General features: G+C 57.5%; 13 protein-coding genes and 1 pseudogene. 7 read left to right on the top strand and 7 right to left on the bottom strand.

All coding sequences use genetic code 11. The features are described from left to right. Positions 1-80: 80 nt before the first annotated feature. The gene (locus DDA898_RS20745; protein WP_038912244.1) at positions 81-401 is read right to left on the bottom strand and encodes a helix-turn-helix domain-containing protein; all 321 of its coding nucleotides are present in this window, start codon (positions 399-401) and stop codon (positions 81-83) included. A 97-nt stretch (positions 402-498) separates the two neighbouring features. Here DDA898_RS20745 and DDA898_RS22620 point away from each other — a divergent pair, with 97 nt between their 5' ends. Further along, positions 499-756 (top strand): helix-turn-helix domain-containing protein, encoded by a 258-nt coding sequence (locus tag DDA898_RS22620; protein WP_071604581.1) that lies wholly within the window; start codon positions 499-501, stop codon positions 754-756. A 7-nt stretch (positions 757-763) separates the two neighbouring features. Here the strand turns inward: DDA898_RS22620 and DDA898_RS20740 are convergent, their stop codons facing one another. The 6 genes and pseudogenes from DDA898_RS20740 to DDA898_RS20705 form a co-directional block, all read right to left on the bottom strand. Continuing rightward, complete coding sequence (locus tag DDA898_RS20740; RefSeq protein ID WP_038912243.1) at positions 764-1,096, bottom strand: helix-turn-helix domain-containing protein; 333 nt, start codon at positions 1,094-1,096, stop codon at positions 764-766. Positions 1,097-1,525: 429 nt separating this feature from the next. Then, entirely contained in the window at positions 1,526-2,476 is a 951-nt protein-coding gene (locus DDA898_RS20735) for an Abi family protein (protein WP_038912241.1), read from the bottom strand. Between the two features lie 320 nt (positions 2,477-2,796). Continuing rightward, positions 2,797-3,908 (bottom strand): annotated as a pseudogene (locus DDA898_RS22615) (IS3 family transposase). Between the two features lie 142 nt (positions 3,909-4,050). Further along, positions 4,051-4,914 carry a YicC/YloC family endoribonuclease gene (locus tag DDA898_RS20715; protein WP_038912238.1) on the bottom strand — a complete coding sequence of 288 codons (864 nt, stop codon included), beginning with the start codon at positions 4,912-4,914 and terminating at the stop codon, positions 4,051-4,053. Positions 4,915-5,043: 129 nt separating this feature from the next. After that, complete coding sequence (locus DDA898_RS20710) at positions 5,044-5,952, bottom strand: LysR family transcriptional regulator (protein ID WP_033112141.1); 909 nt, start codon at positions 5,950-5,952, stop codon at positions 5,044-5,046. Between the two features lie 128 nt (positions 5,953-6,080). Beyond that, a complete protein-coding gene (locus DDA898_RS20705) occupies positions 6,081-7,163 on the bottom strand; it encodes a dipeptidase (protein ID WP_038912237.1) in 1,083 nt (360 codons plus the stop codon). Between the two features lie 199 nt (positions 7,164-7,362). Here DDA898_RS20705 and DDA898_RS20700 point away from each other — a divergent pair, with 199 nt between their 5' ends. The 6 genes from DDA898_RS20700 to DDA898_RS20675 are packed head-to-tail and all read left to right on the top strand — an operon-like array spanning position 7,363 to position 13,943. After that, complete coding sequence (locus DDA898_RS20700) at positions 7,363-8,958, top strand: ABC transporter substrate-binding protein (protein WP_038912236.1); 1,596 nt, start codon at positions 7,363-7,365, stop codon at positions 8,956-8,958. Next, positions 8,958-9,968: an ABC transporter permease gene (locus DDA898_RS20695; RefSeq protein WP_013319958.1), complete on the top strand. Its 1,011-nt coding sequence runs from the start codon at positions 8,958-8,960 to the stop codon at positions 9,966-9,968. Before DDA898_RS20700 ends, DDA898_RS20695 begins: the two co-directional genes overlap by 1 nt. Next, positions 9,965-10,867: an ABC transporter permease gene (locus tag DDA898_RS20690; RefSeq protein WP_038912235.1), complete on the top strand. Its 903-nt coding sequence runs from the start codon at positions 9,965-9,967 to the stop codon at positions 10,865-10,867. The genes DDA898_RS20695 and DDA898_RS20690 overlap by 4 nt, the downstream gene beginning before the upstream one ends. Further along, a complete protein-coding gene (locus DDA898_RS20685) occupies positions 10,868-11,695 on the top strand; it encodes an ABC transporter ATP-binding protein (protein WP_038912233.1) in 828 nt (275 codons plus the stop codon). Continuing rightward, entirely contained in the window at positions 11,695-12,435 is a 741-nt protein-coding gene (locus DDA898_RS20680; protein ID WP_013319955.1) for an ABC transporter ATP-binding protein, read from the top strand. Before DDA898_RS20685 ends, DDA898_RS20680 begins: the two co-directional genes overlap by 1 nt. Further along, positions 12,432-13,943: a serine hydrolase domain-containing protein gene (locus DDA898_RS20675; RefSeq protein ID WP_038912232.1), complete on the top strand. Its 1,512-nt coding sequence runs from the start codon at positions 12,432-12,434 to the stop codon at positions 13,941-13,943. Before DDA898_RS20680 ends, DDA898_RS20675 begins: the two co-directional genes overlap by 4 nt. Positions 13,944-13,976: the final 33 nt, after the last annotated feature.

Genomic DNA, 13,976 nt, shown 5'->3' with positions numbered 1-13,976 from the left:
GCGCGGGCTGAGGTTCCTGAATAGCTGGTGATAAGTGTGATCCTATCTCTGTCAGTGTAGAAAAAATGAGCACTGATTTACTACCCAACCGTTTTCACTAATGTCAAAATCTCTGCCCGTTTCTCTGGTGACAGCCTCAAAAACGCTAGCATCAATTCGGCCAGTTCATCATCAGCGGTGTAAAAGAATGCCAGCGGGACGTCGAGCGCGTTCGCGAGTTGTTGAGCAGTATCAATACTGGCTTCGTGCACGCCCTTTTCATATCGGTTAATGCGGGTGCTTGCCACAAATTCATCGATTCCGGCGGCGATGCCGAGTTTTTTCTGTGACAGGCCTTTCGCAAGCCGGGCTTGCTTAAGTCGTTGACAGAAAACGTCATGGTAGTTTGGTCTTGATTTCATGACTACGAGAATCGTAGTTTTTTCTTGAGTGAGATACTACGAATAACGTAGTATTTGCTGTGTCTGTTCCTTTAACAGTGACGAGTTAGGAGGCTGGATGAAAAAGGATTGGCATCAGGCGGACATTATTGCTGCTTTACACAAGCAACGTACCTCAATGGCAGCGCTTTCCCGTTCTGCCGGTTTGAGTGCATCAACATTGGCGAATGCATTGGTCAGGCCCTGGCCCAAAGGTGAATGGCTGATTGCGGAAGCATTGGGGATTCATCCGGCCGAAATATGGCCGAGTCGATATTACGATCGGAGTGGTGAATTGATTGATCGTAAAATCAGGATAAGAGCGAAGTCGCGTTAAGCGAGTTTTACTTTGTCTCGGGTTGGTTATTGTCTAACGATGCAAGCAACCTGGCTTGCTGTTCTCTGGGCAAGTCGGCGAACAGTAGGATCATTTTTGCCAGATTGTCATCGTCAGCGTAGAAATAAGCCAGAGGGACATTGAGCGCTTCTGCGAGGCGCTTCGCCGTCACGATATTCGCTTCATGCACACCCTTTTCGTAGCGATTAATGCGTGCACTGGCAACAAACTCATCTATTCCGGCAGCGATACCCAGCCCTTTCTGGGACAGCCCACGCAGTAAGCGAGCATCCTTGAGGCGTTGACTGAAAATATCATGGCGTTTCTGACGGGTGTTCATAGCTACGATATTCGTAGTCATGATGGGTTTTAGATACTACGATTATCGTAGTTATGGTCGGAGTTGCTGTTTAGTGCCGATGCGATCAGGCGGAAAACGGAGCGTAATAAGCAACAAAAACGCCCTGAAAGCAGGGCGTTGTGGCAGTCTGTGGAACAGGGTGGAAATTACTCGATTGAATCTGTTTATTGAGTAGGTGGCTCTATAACGCGTGGTTGCTGGATTCTTGTTAATGCGTTTTTTCTACGGGTACACCCATGTGTACACGATAATTTAAGGTATCGTCTGAGTGTGGTCGTTTTTTGATCTTCCCCTGTTGTTTCAGTAGGGGAGAATCTGGATCAACAAAGCCACCATGAAAAACGACTACATGTGGCGGTGCTAAGAGAGACAATACAGACCAGATTGCCTGCACGATAATAGAATTATTCAGCCAATCCCAAACAGGGACCGAGGAAATCCTTCATTGTCAGGGAATCCCATCGCTGTCAGATTACACCCAGGCAAGGGTGGTTTCGTATCTATCAAATCAGCAATGTCCCTAATCCAATTTGAGCCCGGGCCTATTTCTTTCACTAACAACCACAGTATAGCGATCATTCCGTACATCCTTTCATAAGCGTCATTACTCAAATGCAAATGTTTAAAATAAGGATGATTTGGCAATGGCATGATCTTTGGCTCATTAACTTTGTTCCAAATTCGAGAATGATGAGCGCAACGATTTCTAAGGACGTTCATGGCACTAAGCCAATTTTGGAATATAGCACCATTCCCAGAAGGGATGCCTAGCCTAGATAGTATTTTATTACGATAGCTATCTTTTAGCATTGCATAATATTTCGACATTAAGCCAAAATCCCAAACCTCAATAACCACCCAGAATGGAAATCCTTCATATCTCCCTTCGTGCCACTTGATAAAATCTTCTCTACTTTCAGAGATTTTATTTGAATGTTTAGTAAGCCACTTAGAGCGCCTATCAGAACTTGGACTCAAGTGCTTTGGATTGATTAGGGAATCATCCAAGTAACTGAGAGGTGATATCTTCCCAATTTCATGTGCGATCACCGAACGAACATAAACCTCGATCCGCTCCAAAGCATCCATTATTAGAAGACGTAATTTTTTATCGAACAAATAGAGGTCGTATACAGCCCGGAAATTTGTCCCAGGACGAACCTGATCAAGCCGGGTTCTAATATTTTCAGGAGTTATGTGAGGGATTCTGCATGGATACCAAAAACCAGAGAGCCGGTAATAACCAACCTGTGAGATTTTCTTTATTGCATGATAACGGTCAGGTATATCCATACCTCGAGAAAGTAGCAAATCGATTAGTTCGTCATATTCCTTATGAACTTTCACCGGATCAGCCATTCAAAAGTTTCCTTACCTCCTGATACAAGAAGGCCCGGCCATAACTCTCACCTACCTAGATAGGATCAAGCCAGGGGACCGGGCTCAGTTGATAGTAAATCTACACTAAGTGGGTTTTATGTCAACGTGACCCGTCACGGTTTTTTTGTATAGCCACCTATACATCGAAGAAAAACACTATATGTGGTTGTTAAGTCAGTTCGACGCTACTAAAAGTTGGCATAAATGTTTTTATCTATTGATTTTCGTTTTTTTTACGATAATGCTGATTTTTCATCCAAAAACACATTCTGACCTGCTCCCAGGATTAGATACAAACGTCAGTTAGTAATGTCGGTTTGTTTACTTCCAAATTCGCTGTTTCGCCACCTTGCTGCAAACTCTGATGGCGTCTGATAATTCAGTGCCGAATGGGGCTTGCACTCGTTATAGTCTTGCCGCCAGTCATTAATGGTTTTCCTGGCGTGAATGGTGTCGCTGAACCAGTGCTCATTCAGACATTCATCACGAAAGCGGCCGTTAAAGCTCTCTATCAACCCGTTCTGTGTTGGTTTGCCCGGCTGGATTAGCCTCAGTTTCACTCCGTGTTCAAAGGCCCACTGATCCAGTGCCCGGCAGGTAAATTCAGGTACCTGATCGGTTCTTATCGTCCCAGGATATCCACGAAACAACGCAATACTGCCCAGAATACGCGTTACCTGAAGGCCGGAAACCCCAAAGGCAACGGTCATCACCGTCAGACACTCTTTCGTAAAGTCGTCCACGCAGGTCAGACACTTGATTCTGCGACCGATGGCCAATGCGTCCATGACAAAATCCATCGACCAGGTCAGATTGGGGGCCGCCGGGCGGAGCAGCGGCAGACGTTCTGTTGCCAGCCCTTTACGACGTCGTCTGCGTTTTACGCCCAGTCCGTTGAGATGATAAAGGCGGTACACGCGCTTGTGATTAACGTGAAGTCCTTCTCGGCGCAGCCGCTGCCATATCCGGCGGTAGCCAAAACGCCTGCGCTCCAGTGCCAGCTCAGTGATACGTCCTGATAAATGCGCACCAGCGGCCGCGCGTTGCGCCTCATAGCGGCAGGTCGACAGGTACAAACCTGTAAGCCCGTATGCACGACGTTGCGACAGACCGGTCGCATCACACATCAACACCACGGCTTCCCGCTTCAGGTCTATCGTCAGTACTTTCGACCAAAGGCTACCTGAAGGGCTTCCTTATCCAGCATGGCTTCTGCAAGCAACTTCTTGAGTCGAGCGTTCTCTTCCTTAAGCGACTTCAGGCGCTTAACCTCGGGCACCTCCATACTTCTTACGCCAGTTGTAAAACGTGGCGTCGGATATGGCGTGCTTACGGCAGAGTTCACAGAAACCCCGGCTTCCGCTTCGCGGAGGGTACTGATGATCTGTGCGTCGGAAAAACGCTTCTTCATGGGGATGTCCTCATGTGGCTTATGAAGACATTACTAACATCGGGGAGCAGGTCAGACTATATAAAACAAAGAAGGCCATGATTTACAATGGCCCTTTTATCCTGTCGAGACTTAGTGAGACAACGCGAGATCGCGTGAATCGTTACTCGATGTTTTGAATCTGTTCCCGCATCTGCTCAATCAGCACTTTCAGTTCGATGGCGGAGGCGGTGACGTCGGCGTTGATGGATTTGGAACCCAGCGTGTTCGATTCGCGGTTGAATTCCTGCATCATAAAGTCCAGACGGCGGCCGACGGCTTCCTGCTTGTTGAGGATTTTGTAGGTTTCCCGCACGTGGGCTTCCAGCCGGTCAAGCTCTTCTGCTACGTCGATGCGCTGCGCCAGCAGCACCAGTTCTTGCTCCAGCCGGTTGCCGTCGAGCTGCACCTGCGCCTCGTCCAGCTTGCTTTGCAGTTTTTCACGCTGCCATTGCAGAATGTTCGGCATGTGGGCGCGAACCTTGGCGACTTCGGCGCTAACACCCACCAGACGCTGTTCAATCAGCGCCTTGAGCGCGTTTCCTTCGCTTTCGCGGGCGATAATAAAGTCGTCCAGCGCGGCTTCCAGCGCCTTCATCAGTTCGGCGCTGATGGCGTCCAGATCCTGCTCCTGCGCCGACATCACCCCCGGCCAGCGCAGGATGTCGAGCGGGTTGACCTCGCCTTCGTCGCTTTGCATTTTCACCCAGTTCGCCGCGGTTACCAGCTGTTTGGCCAGTTGCTCGTTGAGGATGAGTTGCCCCTGCGCGCGCGGGTCCAGCTCAAAACGCAGGCCGCACTCGATTTTGCCGCGGGTCAGGCGGTTGCGGATGCGTTCGCGGATTACCGGCTCTAAGCTGCGGAACTGTTCGGGTAAACGGATATAGGTTTCCAGATAACGCTGGTTTACGGAGCGAAGCTCCCAGGCGGCGCTACCCCAGTCACCCTTGATTTCTCGCCGGGCGTAAGCGGTCATGCTACGAATCATCGGTGCATACCTGTTAAGAAGTGATGGGGTAATTATAACGGGCGGTTTGCCAAAAGCGACAGCGGTAACGGACTGACAAATCACGGCTTCCGGCCGAACCGCGCGGCGGCCGGAAAACTGTGGCGACGTTTACGCCGCTTCCAGCAACGGCAGACACTGGCTGGCGAGTTCGCGGCACTTGCTTTTCAGCACCTGTTTGAGTTGCAGGATCTCGCGGGATTGCGGGATGTCGCGTCGGCTGATCAGCATCACCTCAAACGGCAGCGGCTGGCTGATGGGCACGATTTTGAGCTGATCGGCATAGCGGCGGGCGGTAAACAGGTCGACGATGCCGGTGCCGCCGCCTGCCAGCACCATATCGGCGATCACCGAATAGGTCTTGATGTACAGCGAGGCCGCCGGTTTGAGGCGACGGTCGCGCAGGGCGCGGTGGACGACCTGGCCCAGCGGGTCCTGTTGCTGCATCATTAGCAGGTTGTTGTGGCACAGCCATTCCAGCGATACCGGCCCCCGCTGCGGGCTGTCTTTCGGCAGAATCGCCACCATACGTGACTGACACAACGGTTCGGCCAGCAAATCCGGCGGCACCTGCTGGCCGAACACCAGCGCCAGGTCGAGCTGATGCTGTTGAATGTTCTGGCACAGGGTGCTGAAGTGCTCGGTGACCAGTTCCATGTTCACCAGTGGCGCCTGTTGCTGAAACTCCACCATCGCCGGGGCGACAATCATCTGACCAAACGCGTGCGCGGCACCGAGCCGCACCGTTTCGCGCTGGCCTTTGCGGATCTGTTCGGTCAGGCGGGAAATCGTCTGCAATTGGCTGTAGAGCCGTTCAATCTCCGGCATCAGTTGCTGCCCTTCCACCGTTGGCACCAACCCTTGTGAGCGGCGTTCGAACAGCGCGAAGCCCAGTTGCTGTTCGGCGTGATTCAGCACCCGGCTGACGTTGGGCTGGGAAACGTTGAGTAACCGCGCCGCGCCGCTGATGGTGCCGGCCTGAACAATCGCCTGAAAGACTTCGATGTGGCGTAAACGCATAACCTGAGTCCTGTTGTGTGATGTGTGCCCGACCGGCCCGACGGAGCACGATCCAACATATAAACAAGCAAGATTCACGCCATGTTATTGAAAAACGCTGCCGAATGGCGGCAGGCCGCGTCCGCCGGCTATTCGCCCCAGGTGGCTTCCAATACCCGCAGCCAGTTGCCGTAACAGATTTTCTCCAACAGAGTGCGAGAGTAGCCGCGATCGGCCAGCGCCTGCACCAAAATGGGGAAACCCGCCACGTCTTTCAGGTCGCCAGGGATGGTGGTGCCGTCCAGATCGGAACCGAAGCCGACGCCGTTTTCACCCAGTTTTTCCAGCAGATACTCTACATGGCGCACGATCTCCTGCACCGTGGCGGACGGGTCTTTCTGGCCGTCGGCGCGCAGGAAGGAGGTGCCGAAATTGACGCCGACAAAGCCGTCGCGCTCGCGGATCGCCGCCAGCTGGCGGTCGGTGAGGTTGCGCGACTGGGCGCACAGCGCGTGGGCGTTGGAGTGGCTGGCCACCAGCGGCGCGTCGGAAACCTCCGCTGTCTGCCAGAAGCCTTTTTCATCCATGTGGGAGAGATCCACCAGAATGCGTTTGGCGTTGCAGGCGCGCACCAGCCGCAGCCCGGCCTCGGTCAGGCCATCGCCGGTGTCAGGCGAGGACGGGAAGCGAAACGGCACCCCGTGGCCGAAGATATTCGGCCGGCTCCACAGCGGCCCCAGGCTGCGCAACCCGGCGGCGTAGAGAATATCCAGCAAGTCCAGGGAGGCATCCAGCATCTCGGCGCCTTCAATGTGCATCACCGCCGCCACCACGCCGTCCGCCATGCAGCGACGGATATCCGCCGCACTGCGGCAGACCCGCAATTGCCCGGCGGACTCCGCTTCAAGGCGCAGCAGGGTGGAGAGCATCCAGAAGCTGATGTCGCGCGCCTGCGCCATTGACGGGGTGGTTAATAAAACGTTGCCATCTGGTATGGATGTTGCATCGCTTCGGGGCGAGGGAACGTAGGTGGCGAACAGGCCGCCGGCGAATCCGCCCTGCCGAATCCGGGGCAGGTCAATGTGACCCTGCGCCGGCCCGTTCAGAAAGGCATCGGTCGGGTTATCGCGATGAAGTCGCCACAGGCGTGACAGCACGTCGTTGTGGCCATCAAAGACAGGGATAGAAACATGATGTGCAAGCGGCTTGTCGGACACGGGCGAATTTGACATGGACGAAGTACCGATCTGGATTGAAAGAAAATGATTTTCTGAAATGGAAACTGATTTGCACCTTATTGGTGCAGGTCATTCAGGCGGAGAAATTTTGTTCACCGCGCCACCATTTAAGCCAGTGCCTGTGATGTCTGTCAAGCCGCAGACAGAAAAAATATATTCTATTTTATTTTAAAATCAGACACTTGGGGGATTAATGGTCACCAGAAGACGTTTTCTTGCCGGTTGCGCTACCGTGCCTTTACTGTCCTGGCTTAACCTGAACACCGCGTTCGCCGATACGCCGCCGTCCATGCTGGTGATGGCGATGCAGCTTGATAACATGACCAGTCTCGACCCGCAGGAAGGGTTCGAGGCGGTGGGCACCGAAATCATCGGTAACCTGTACCAGCGCCTGGTGATGCCGAACCCGGCCAACCCGCAAGAGGTGATCGGCGATCTGGCCGCCAGTTGGGAAGTGGGCAACGACAGCAAAACCTTCACCTTCCACCTCAATCCGAAAGCCAAATTCTCCGATGGTTCGCCGGTGACCGCCGACGACGCCGCCTTCTCGTTACAACGCGCGGTCAAGCTGGATAAAAGCCCGGCGTTCATTATCAACCAGTTCGGTTTTACCAAAGACAACGTGGAGCAGCACATCACCGCGCCGGATGAAAAAACGCTGGTGATCAGTCTCGACAAACCGGCGGCGGAAACCTTCCTGCTGTATTGCCTGTCGGCGCCGGTGGGTAGCATCGTGCAGAAAAAGGCGGCGCTGGCTAATCAGCAAAACAACGATCTGGGTAACCAGTGGCTGAAGCAGAACAGCGCCGGTTCCGGCCCGTTCTCGCTGGTGAGCTGGAAAGCCAGCGAAAGCATCATCCTGCAGAAAAACGATCACTTCCCGGCGGATAACGCCTTTAAGCGCGTGTTGATCAAGCACATTGTCGACCCGTCGGCCCAGTTGCTGATGCTGCAAAAAGGGGACGTGGATATCGCCCGCAACCTGACCACCGAGCAGATCCGCCCGCTGGTGAACGACAGCAACTACCATCTGGTGCGCCAGAGCATCGCCAGCGTGATGCTGCTGTCCTGCAATACCGCCAACGAATTCCTGAAAAAACCGCAGGTGTGGCAGGCTATCAAGTGGGCGCTGGACTACGACAGCATCCAGAAAAACATTCTGCCGCTGACGCACAAGGTGCATCAGAGTTTCCTGCCGGGCGGCTTCCCGGCGGCGCTGGACGACACCCCGTTCCATCTGGATGTCGCCAAAGCCAAAGCATTGTTGAAAGACGCCGGTTATCCGGACGGCTTCGACATTACGCTGGATCACTACTCCGCCCAGCCGTACCCGGATATCGCGCAGGCAGTCCAGACCCAGCTCGGCGCCATCGGCATCAGAGTGAAGCTGATCGCGGCGGAAAACCGTCAGGTGCTGACCAAAATGCGCGCCCGCCAGCAGCAACTGGCGCTGACGGCGTGGGGCGCGGACTACTTCGACCCGAACTCCAACGCCGAAGCCTTCTGCATCAACACCGACAACAGCGACGGCGCCCGCAACCGCACGCTGGCCTGGCGTTGCAACTGGTCGGATGAAAAGTTCAATCAGTTGACCGAACAGGCGCTGCACGAGCAGGACTCAGCTAAACGCATCGCGCTGTACGAAACCCTGCAACGCAACCACCGCGAGCAAAGCCCGTTCACGCTGATGATGCAGGACGAGAAAACGCTGGCCTGTCGTAAGAACCTCAGCGGCGTCACCATGACGGTATTGAGCAAAGTGCCTTATCAGCAGGTGAAGAAAGCCTGATGCAGATACTGATCCGTTTTTGCAGTACGCTCGGCAGCCTGTTGTTGACCCTGTTGGGGTTATCGGTACTGACTTTCTTCATCGGCCGTATTATGCCGACCGACCCGGTACTCGCCGCCGTCGGGGACAACGCGCCCCAGGCGGTGGTGGAGCGGGTACGTCAGGAAATGGGGCTGGATCAGCCCCTGTGGATGCAGTACGGCCACTACCTGAATCAACTGCTGCACGGCGATTTGGGGCGCTCGGTGTTGACCTCCAATCCGGTGACCACCGACATCGCCCGCTACTTCCCCGCCACGCTGGAACTGGCGACCGCCGCGATCGTCGTCGCGGCGCTGGTCGGCATTCCGCTCGGGGTATGGGCGGCGGTGCGGCAAGGGCGCTGGGTGGATCAGGTGATTCGCGTCATCTGTCTGGCGGGTCATTCGCTGCCGGTGTTTGTGCTGGCGCTGCTCAGCCTGCTGATTTTTTACGCGGTGCTGGGCATCGCGCCGGGGCCGGGGCGACAGGACATCATCTTTCAGGACATGGTGCCGCACGTCACCGGGTTGTTGACGGTGGACTCGCTGCTGGCCGGCGACTATGACGCCCTGCGCGACGCGCTGGCGCACATGGTGCAGCCGGTGCTGATTCTGGCGTATTTCAGCATGGCCTACATCACCCGTATGACCCGCACCTTCATGCTCAACGCACTCAGCGGCGAGTTCGTGATCACCGCCCGCGCCAAGGGGTTATCGTCGCGCCGGGTGATCTGGCGGCACGCGTTTCCCACGGTGGCGGTGCAACTGGTCACCGTGCTGGCGCTGACCTACGCCGGGCTGCTGGAAGGAGCGGTGGTGACGGAAAACGTCTTCTCCTGGCCGGGGCTGGGTCAGTACCTCACCACCGCGCTGCTCAACGCGGACATGAACCCGGTGGTGGGCGCCACGTTGCTGGTGGGTGCGGTCTATGTGCTGCTGAACCTGCTGGCTGATATTTTCTATCGACTTTTGGATCCCCGCGTAACATGAGTTTTTATGTCTCACGAGCCTGGTTGCTCGACGAAACGCCTACCACGCGCCGTCAAGCGGTGTGGGGGCAGCGCTACCGCCTGTGGCTGGGGTTTCGCACTAATCCGCTGGCGATGCTGGGGCTGTTTATCATCGTGGCCGTGTTGCTGTTATCGCTGGCCGCGCCCTGGCTGACGTCGTACGACCCCGGTTTTCAGAATCTATCCAACCGGCTGGCGGCGCCGTCCGCCGGGCACTGGCTAGGCACGGATGAACTGGGGCGCGATGTGTTCAGCCGTATTTTGTACGGCGGCCGCACCACGTTGGGCATGGTTATCGCGGTGGTGGCGCTGACCGCGCCGCTCGGCCTGCTGGTCGGCTGCATCGCCGGTTACGCCGGCGGCATTCTCGACAAAGTCCTGATGCGGCTGACCGATATCTTTCTGGCGTTTCCGCGGCTGGTGCTGGCGCTGGCGTTTGTCGCGGCGCTGAAACCGGGGGTGGAAAGCGCCATTTTGGCGATCGCGCTGACCGCCTGGCCGCCGTATGCGCGGCTGGCGCGGGCGGAGACGTTACAGTTTCGCCACACCGATTTCATCGCCGCCTGCCGCCTGACCGGCGCCGCGCCGCTGCGCATCATTCTGCGCCACATCATGCCACTGTGCGTGCCGAGCCTGATTGTGCGGGTGACGCTGGATATGAGCTCCATCATCATCACCGCCGCCAGCCTTGGCTTTCTCGGCATGGGCGCGCAGCCGCCGTCGCCGGAATGGGGCACCATGATCGCCACCGCGCGTCGTTTCCTGTTCAACGCCTGGTGGGTGCCGCTGGTGCCCTGCATCGCCATTTTCCTCACCTCGCTGGCCTTCAACTTTCTTGGTGACGGCCTGCGCGATTTGCTGGACCCGAAGGAGCGTTAAATGTTGGTGGAAATTGAAAACCTCCGTATCGCGTTCGCCAGCCGGACGGAAACGTTTGAGGCGGTGCGCGGCGTCAGCTTCAGCGTCGGCAAAGAGAAGTTTGCCATTGTCGGCGAAAGCGGCTCCGGCAAGTCTCTGACCGCCCGCAGCCTGATGCAACTGCTGCCGGGCAGCGCCCGCGTTCAGGCCGACAAACTGAGTTTTGACGGCATCGACCTGCGCGGCGCCAGTGAAAAGACGCTGCGGCAGATTCGCGGCAAGCGGGTCGGCTTTATCCTGCAGGACCCGAAATATTCGCTGAACCCGGTGATGACCATCGGCCAGCAGGTGGCGGAAGCCTGGCGCGAGCACAAAAGCGGCAGCCGCCGTGCGGCGATGGACGCCGCCATCGATCTGCTGAATCAGGTACGCATTCGCGACCCGCAGCGGGTGGCGAAATGTTATCCGCATGAAGTGTCGGGCGGCATGGGGCAGCGGGTGATGATCGCCATGATGCTGGCGCCCGACCCGGAACTGCTGATTGCCGATGAGCCGACCTCGGCGCTGGACGCCACCGTGCAGGCGGAGATCCTGTGCCTGATCGACGATCTGGTATCGCAGCGCGGCATGGGGTTGATCCTGATCAGTCACGATCTGCCGCTGGTGTCGCATTTCTGCGATCGGGTGGCGGTGATGTACGCCGGGCGCATCGTCGAAATGCTGCAGGCTAGCGAGCTGCTACAGGCGCAACATCCGTATACGCAAGGGCTGCTGGCCTGCCTGCCGTCGCTGAGACACCCGCGCGATCGGCTGCCGGTGTTGCAGCGCGATCCATCCTGGAGAACCTGATGATTAACGTTGAAAACCTGCGCATCGCCTTTGGCGGCGTCGAGGTGGTGAAAGGGGTGTCCTTCGCGCTGGAGAGCGGCGACAGCTTCGGCATGGTGGGCGAAAGCGGCTCCGGCAAGTCCACCATTTTGCGCGCGCTGGCCGGGTTGAATACCCAGTGGCGGGGTCGAATCGAGTTTGGCGGCATGGCACAGCTGCCGCGGCGGGATCGCAGTTTTTTCCGCCAGGTGCAGATGGTGTTTCAGGACCCGTACGGATCGCTGCATCCGCGCCAGACCATCGATCGTATTTTGCATGAACCGCTGCTGGTGCACCGCTTCGATCGCGCCGAACAGCGCATTACCCGTGCGCTGGAGGAAGTCGGCTTGCCCGCCGCGGCGCGCTTTCGTTTTCCCCATCAGCTCTCCGGCGGCCAGCGCCAGCGGGTGGCGATTGCCCGCGCGCTGATCGCCGAGCCGGAAGTGCTGCTGCTGGATGAACCGACCTCGGCGCTGGATGTGTCGGTGCAGGCGGAAATCCTCAACCTGCTGACAGATCTGCGCCAGGAGCGTAGGCTCACCTATATCATGGTCAGCCACAATCTGGCGGTGGTATCCCATCTGTGCCAGCGCGTCGGCGTGATGCAGCATGGCGAAATGGTGGAGCAGCTCAGCGTGGAGCATTTGCGCGCGCGTAATCTGCATCATCCACACACCGCGGAACTGTACGATTTAAGTATGACGCTGGAGGAACCGGCATGACATTGCACTGGCAGCGCGCCATTGATGAGGCGCGCGCGATCGCGCAATCCTGGAATCAGCCCGGCGAGCCGGGTGGCGCCATTACATTGTTCGACGGCGAACAGATCCGTGCCGCCTGCTGCGGCGGGCTGGCGGATTTGGCGCAGAATACCCCATTCACCACCCAGAGCGTGGTGCGTTTCGCCTCGGTGACCAAACATCTGTTCGCTTCACAGGTAACGGGAGCCGCCAGCCATGCGCTGGCGTTGACCGACCGTCTCGATCAACACCTGCCGCAGTTGACCGGTGAAAACGGCAAGGTGACGGTCGGGCAGGCGCTGGACATGACTTCCGGCCTGCCGGACGTGCGCGAAAGTCTGTCGCTGCTGGGGTTGTCGGTGTACAACGCCACCTCGGCCGACAGCCTGCTGGCGTTTCTGGCGGACAACGGCGACCTGAACTACCCGGCGGGCAGCGAGATCTCCTACACCAATACCGGTTACCGGCTGGTGGAAGAAGCGCTGAAAGCCAAAGGTATCTATTTCGCCGACCTGCTGCGCCAGCACGTCAACCAACCGCTGGGGATCGCGCTCAGCGCGCCGGAAACCTGGTTTGATATCGTGCCCGGACTGGTGCCGGGCTATTGGCCATCGCCGCAGGGCTGGCAGTTGTCCTGCGCCGGGCTGCATCTGTCCACCTCCGGCTGCGTCACCGGCAGCGTGCGCGATCTGACGGTCTGGCTGCAATCGCTGCTGATCAATCAGGGGCCGGGCGAAGGCGTGCTGGCGCGTCTGTCCCAGCCGCGTTACCTGCGCGACGGTCGCGTCACCGGTTACGGGCTGGGCGTGGCGCACAGCCGCCTCGGCGACGCGCTGCTGGTGGGGCACGGCGGTTCGCACGCGGGTTATAAGAGCTACTTCCTGCTTGATCCGGTATTGCAGGTCGGGGTGGCGCTGGTCGCCAACCGGGAAGATGTCGCCACTTACGACAGCGCGCTGCGGGTGATGTCCGCCTTGCTGGACCAGCCGCTGCCGGCGCGCGGGCATGATCTGACGCCGGGGCTGTACGCGGCGGAGCACGGCGGCCACTGGCTGGAGGTGAAAGGTCTGGGTGCCTGCTGGCTGGGCGCGACCGAAACCCTGTACCGCAGCGATGAGCCGGGCGTGGCGGTGTCGTTATCCAGTCATCTGCCGATGAAGCTTAGGCAGAACGGTATGGCGATCGAAGGGGAAATCGGTCACGCGCCATGCCGGTTCCTACCGGTGGAGGCTGACAACAGCGTGATGCAGTTGCAAGGCCGCTGGCACTGGCCGGACACCCGCAGCGAACTGGTGATTGACGGCGATCGTATCGTGATGGGGCTTGGCCCGGCGGCGATCGCCGGCTCTCTGCAATCGCTCGGCAACGGCCGCGCGCTCGCCACGGTGCAGGACGGCCCGTGGGAGAAACGCTTCTCGCTGCGGGTGCAAGACGGCTATCTGACGCTGCTGCTGAACCGCAGCCGGGTAGTGCGCTATCAGCGCGGGTGAGGTGCGTTTTTATCGCTACTTAGCCATCGCCGG

Source organism: Dickeya dadantii NCPPB 898, from assembly GCF_000406145.1.
In the GTDB taxonomy this organism is placed as follows: domain Bacteria; phylum Pseudomonadota; class Gammaproteobacteria; order Enterobacterales; family Enterobacteriaceae; genus Dickeya; species Dickeya dadantii.
This window is presented reverse-complemented; position numbering and strand designations above follow the sequence as displayed.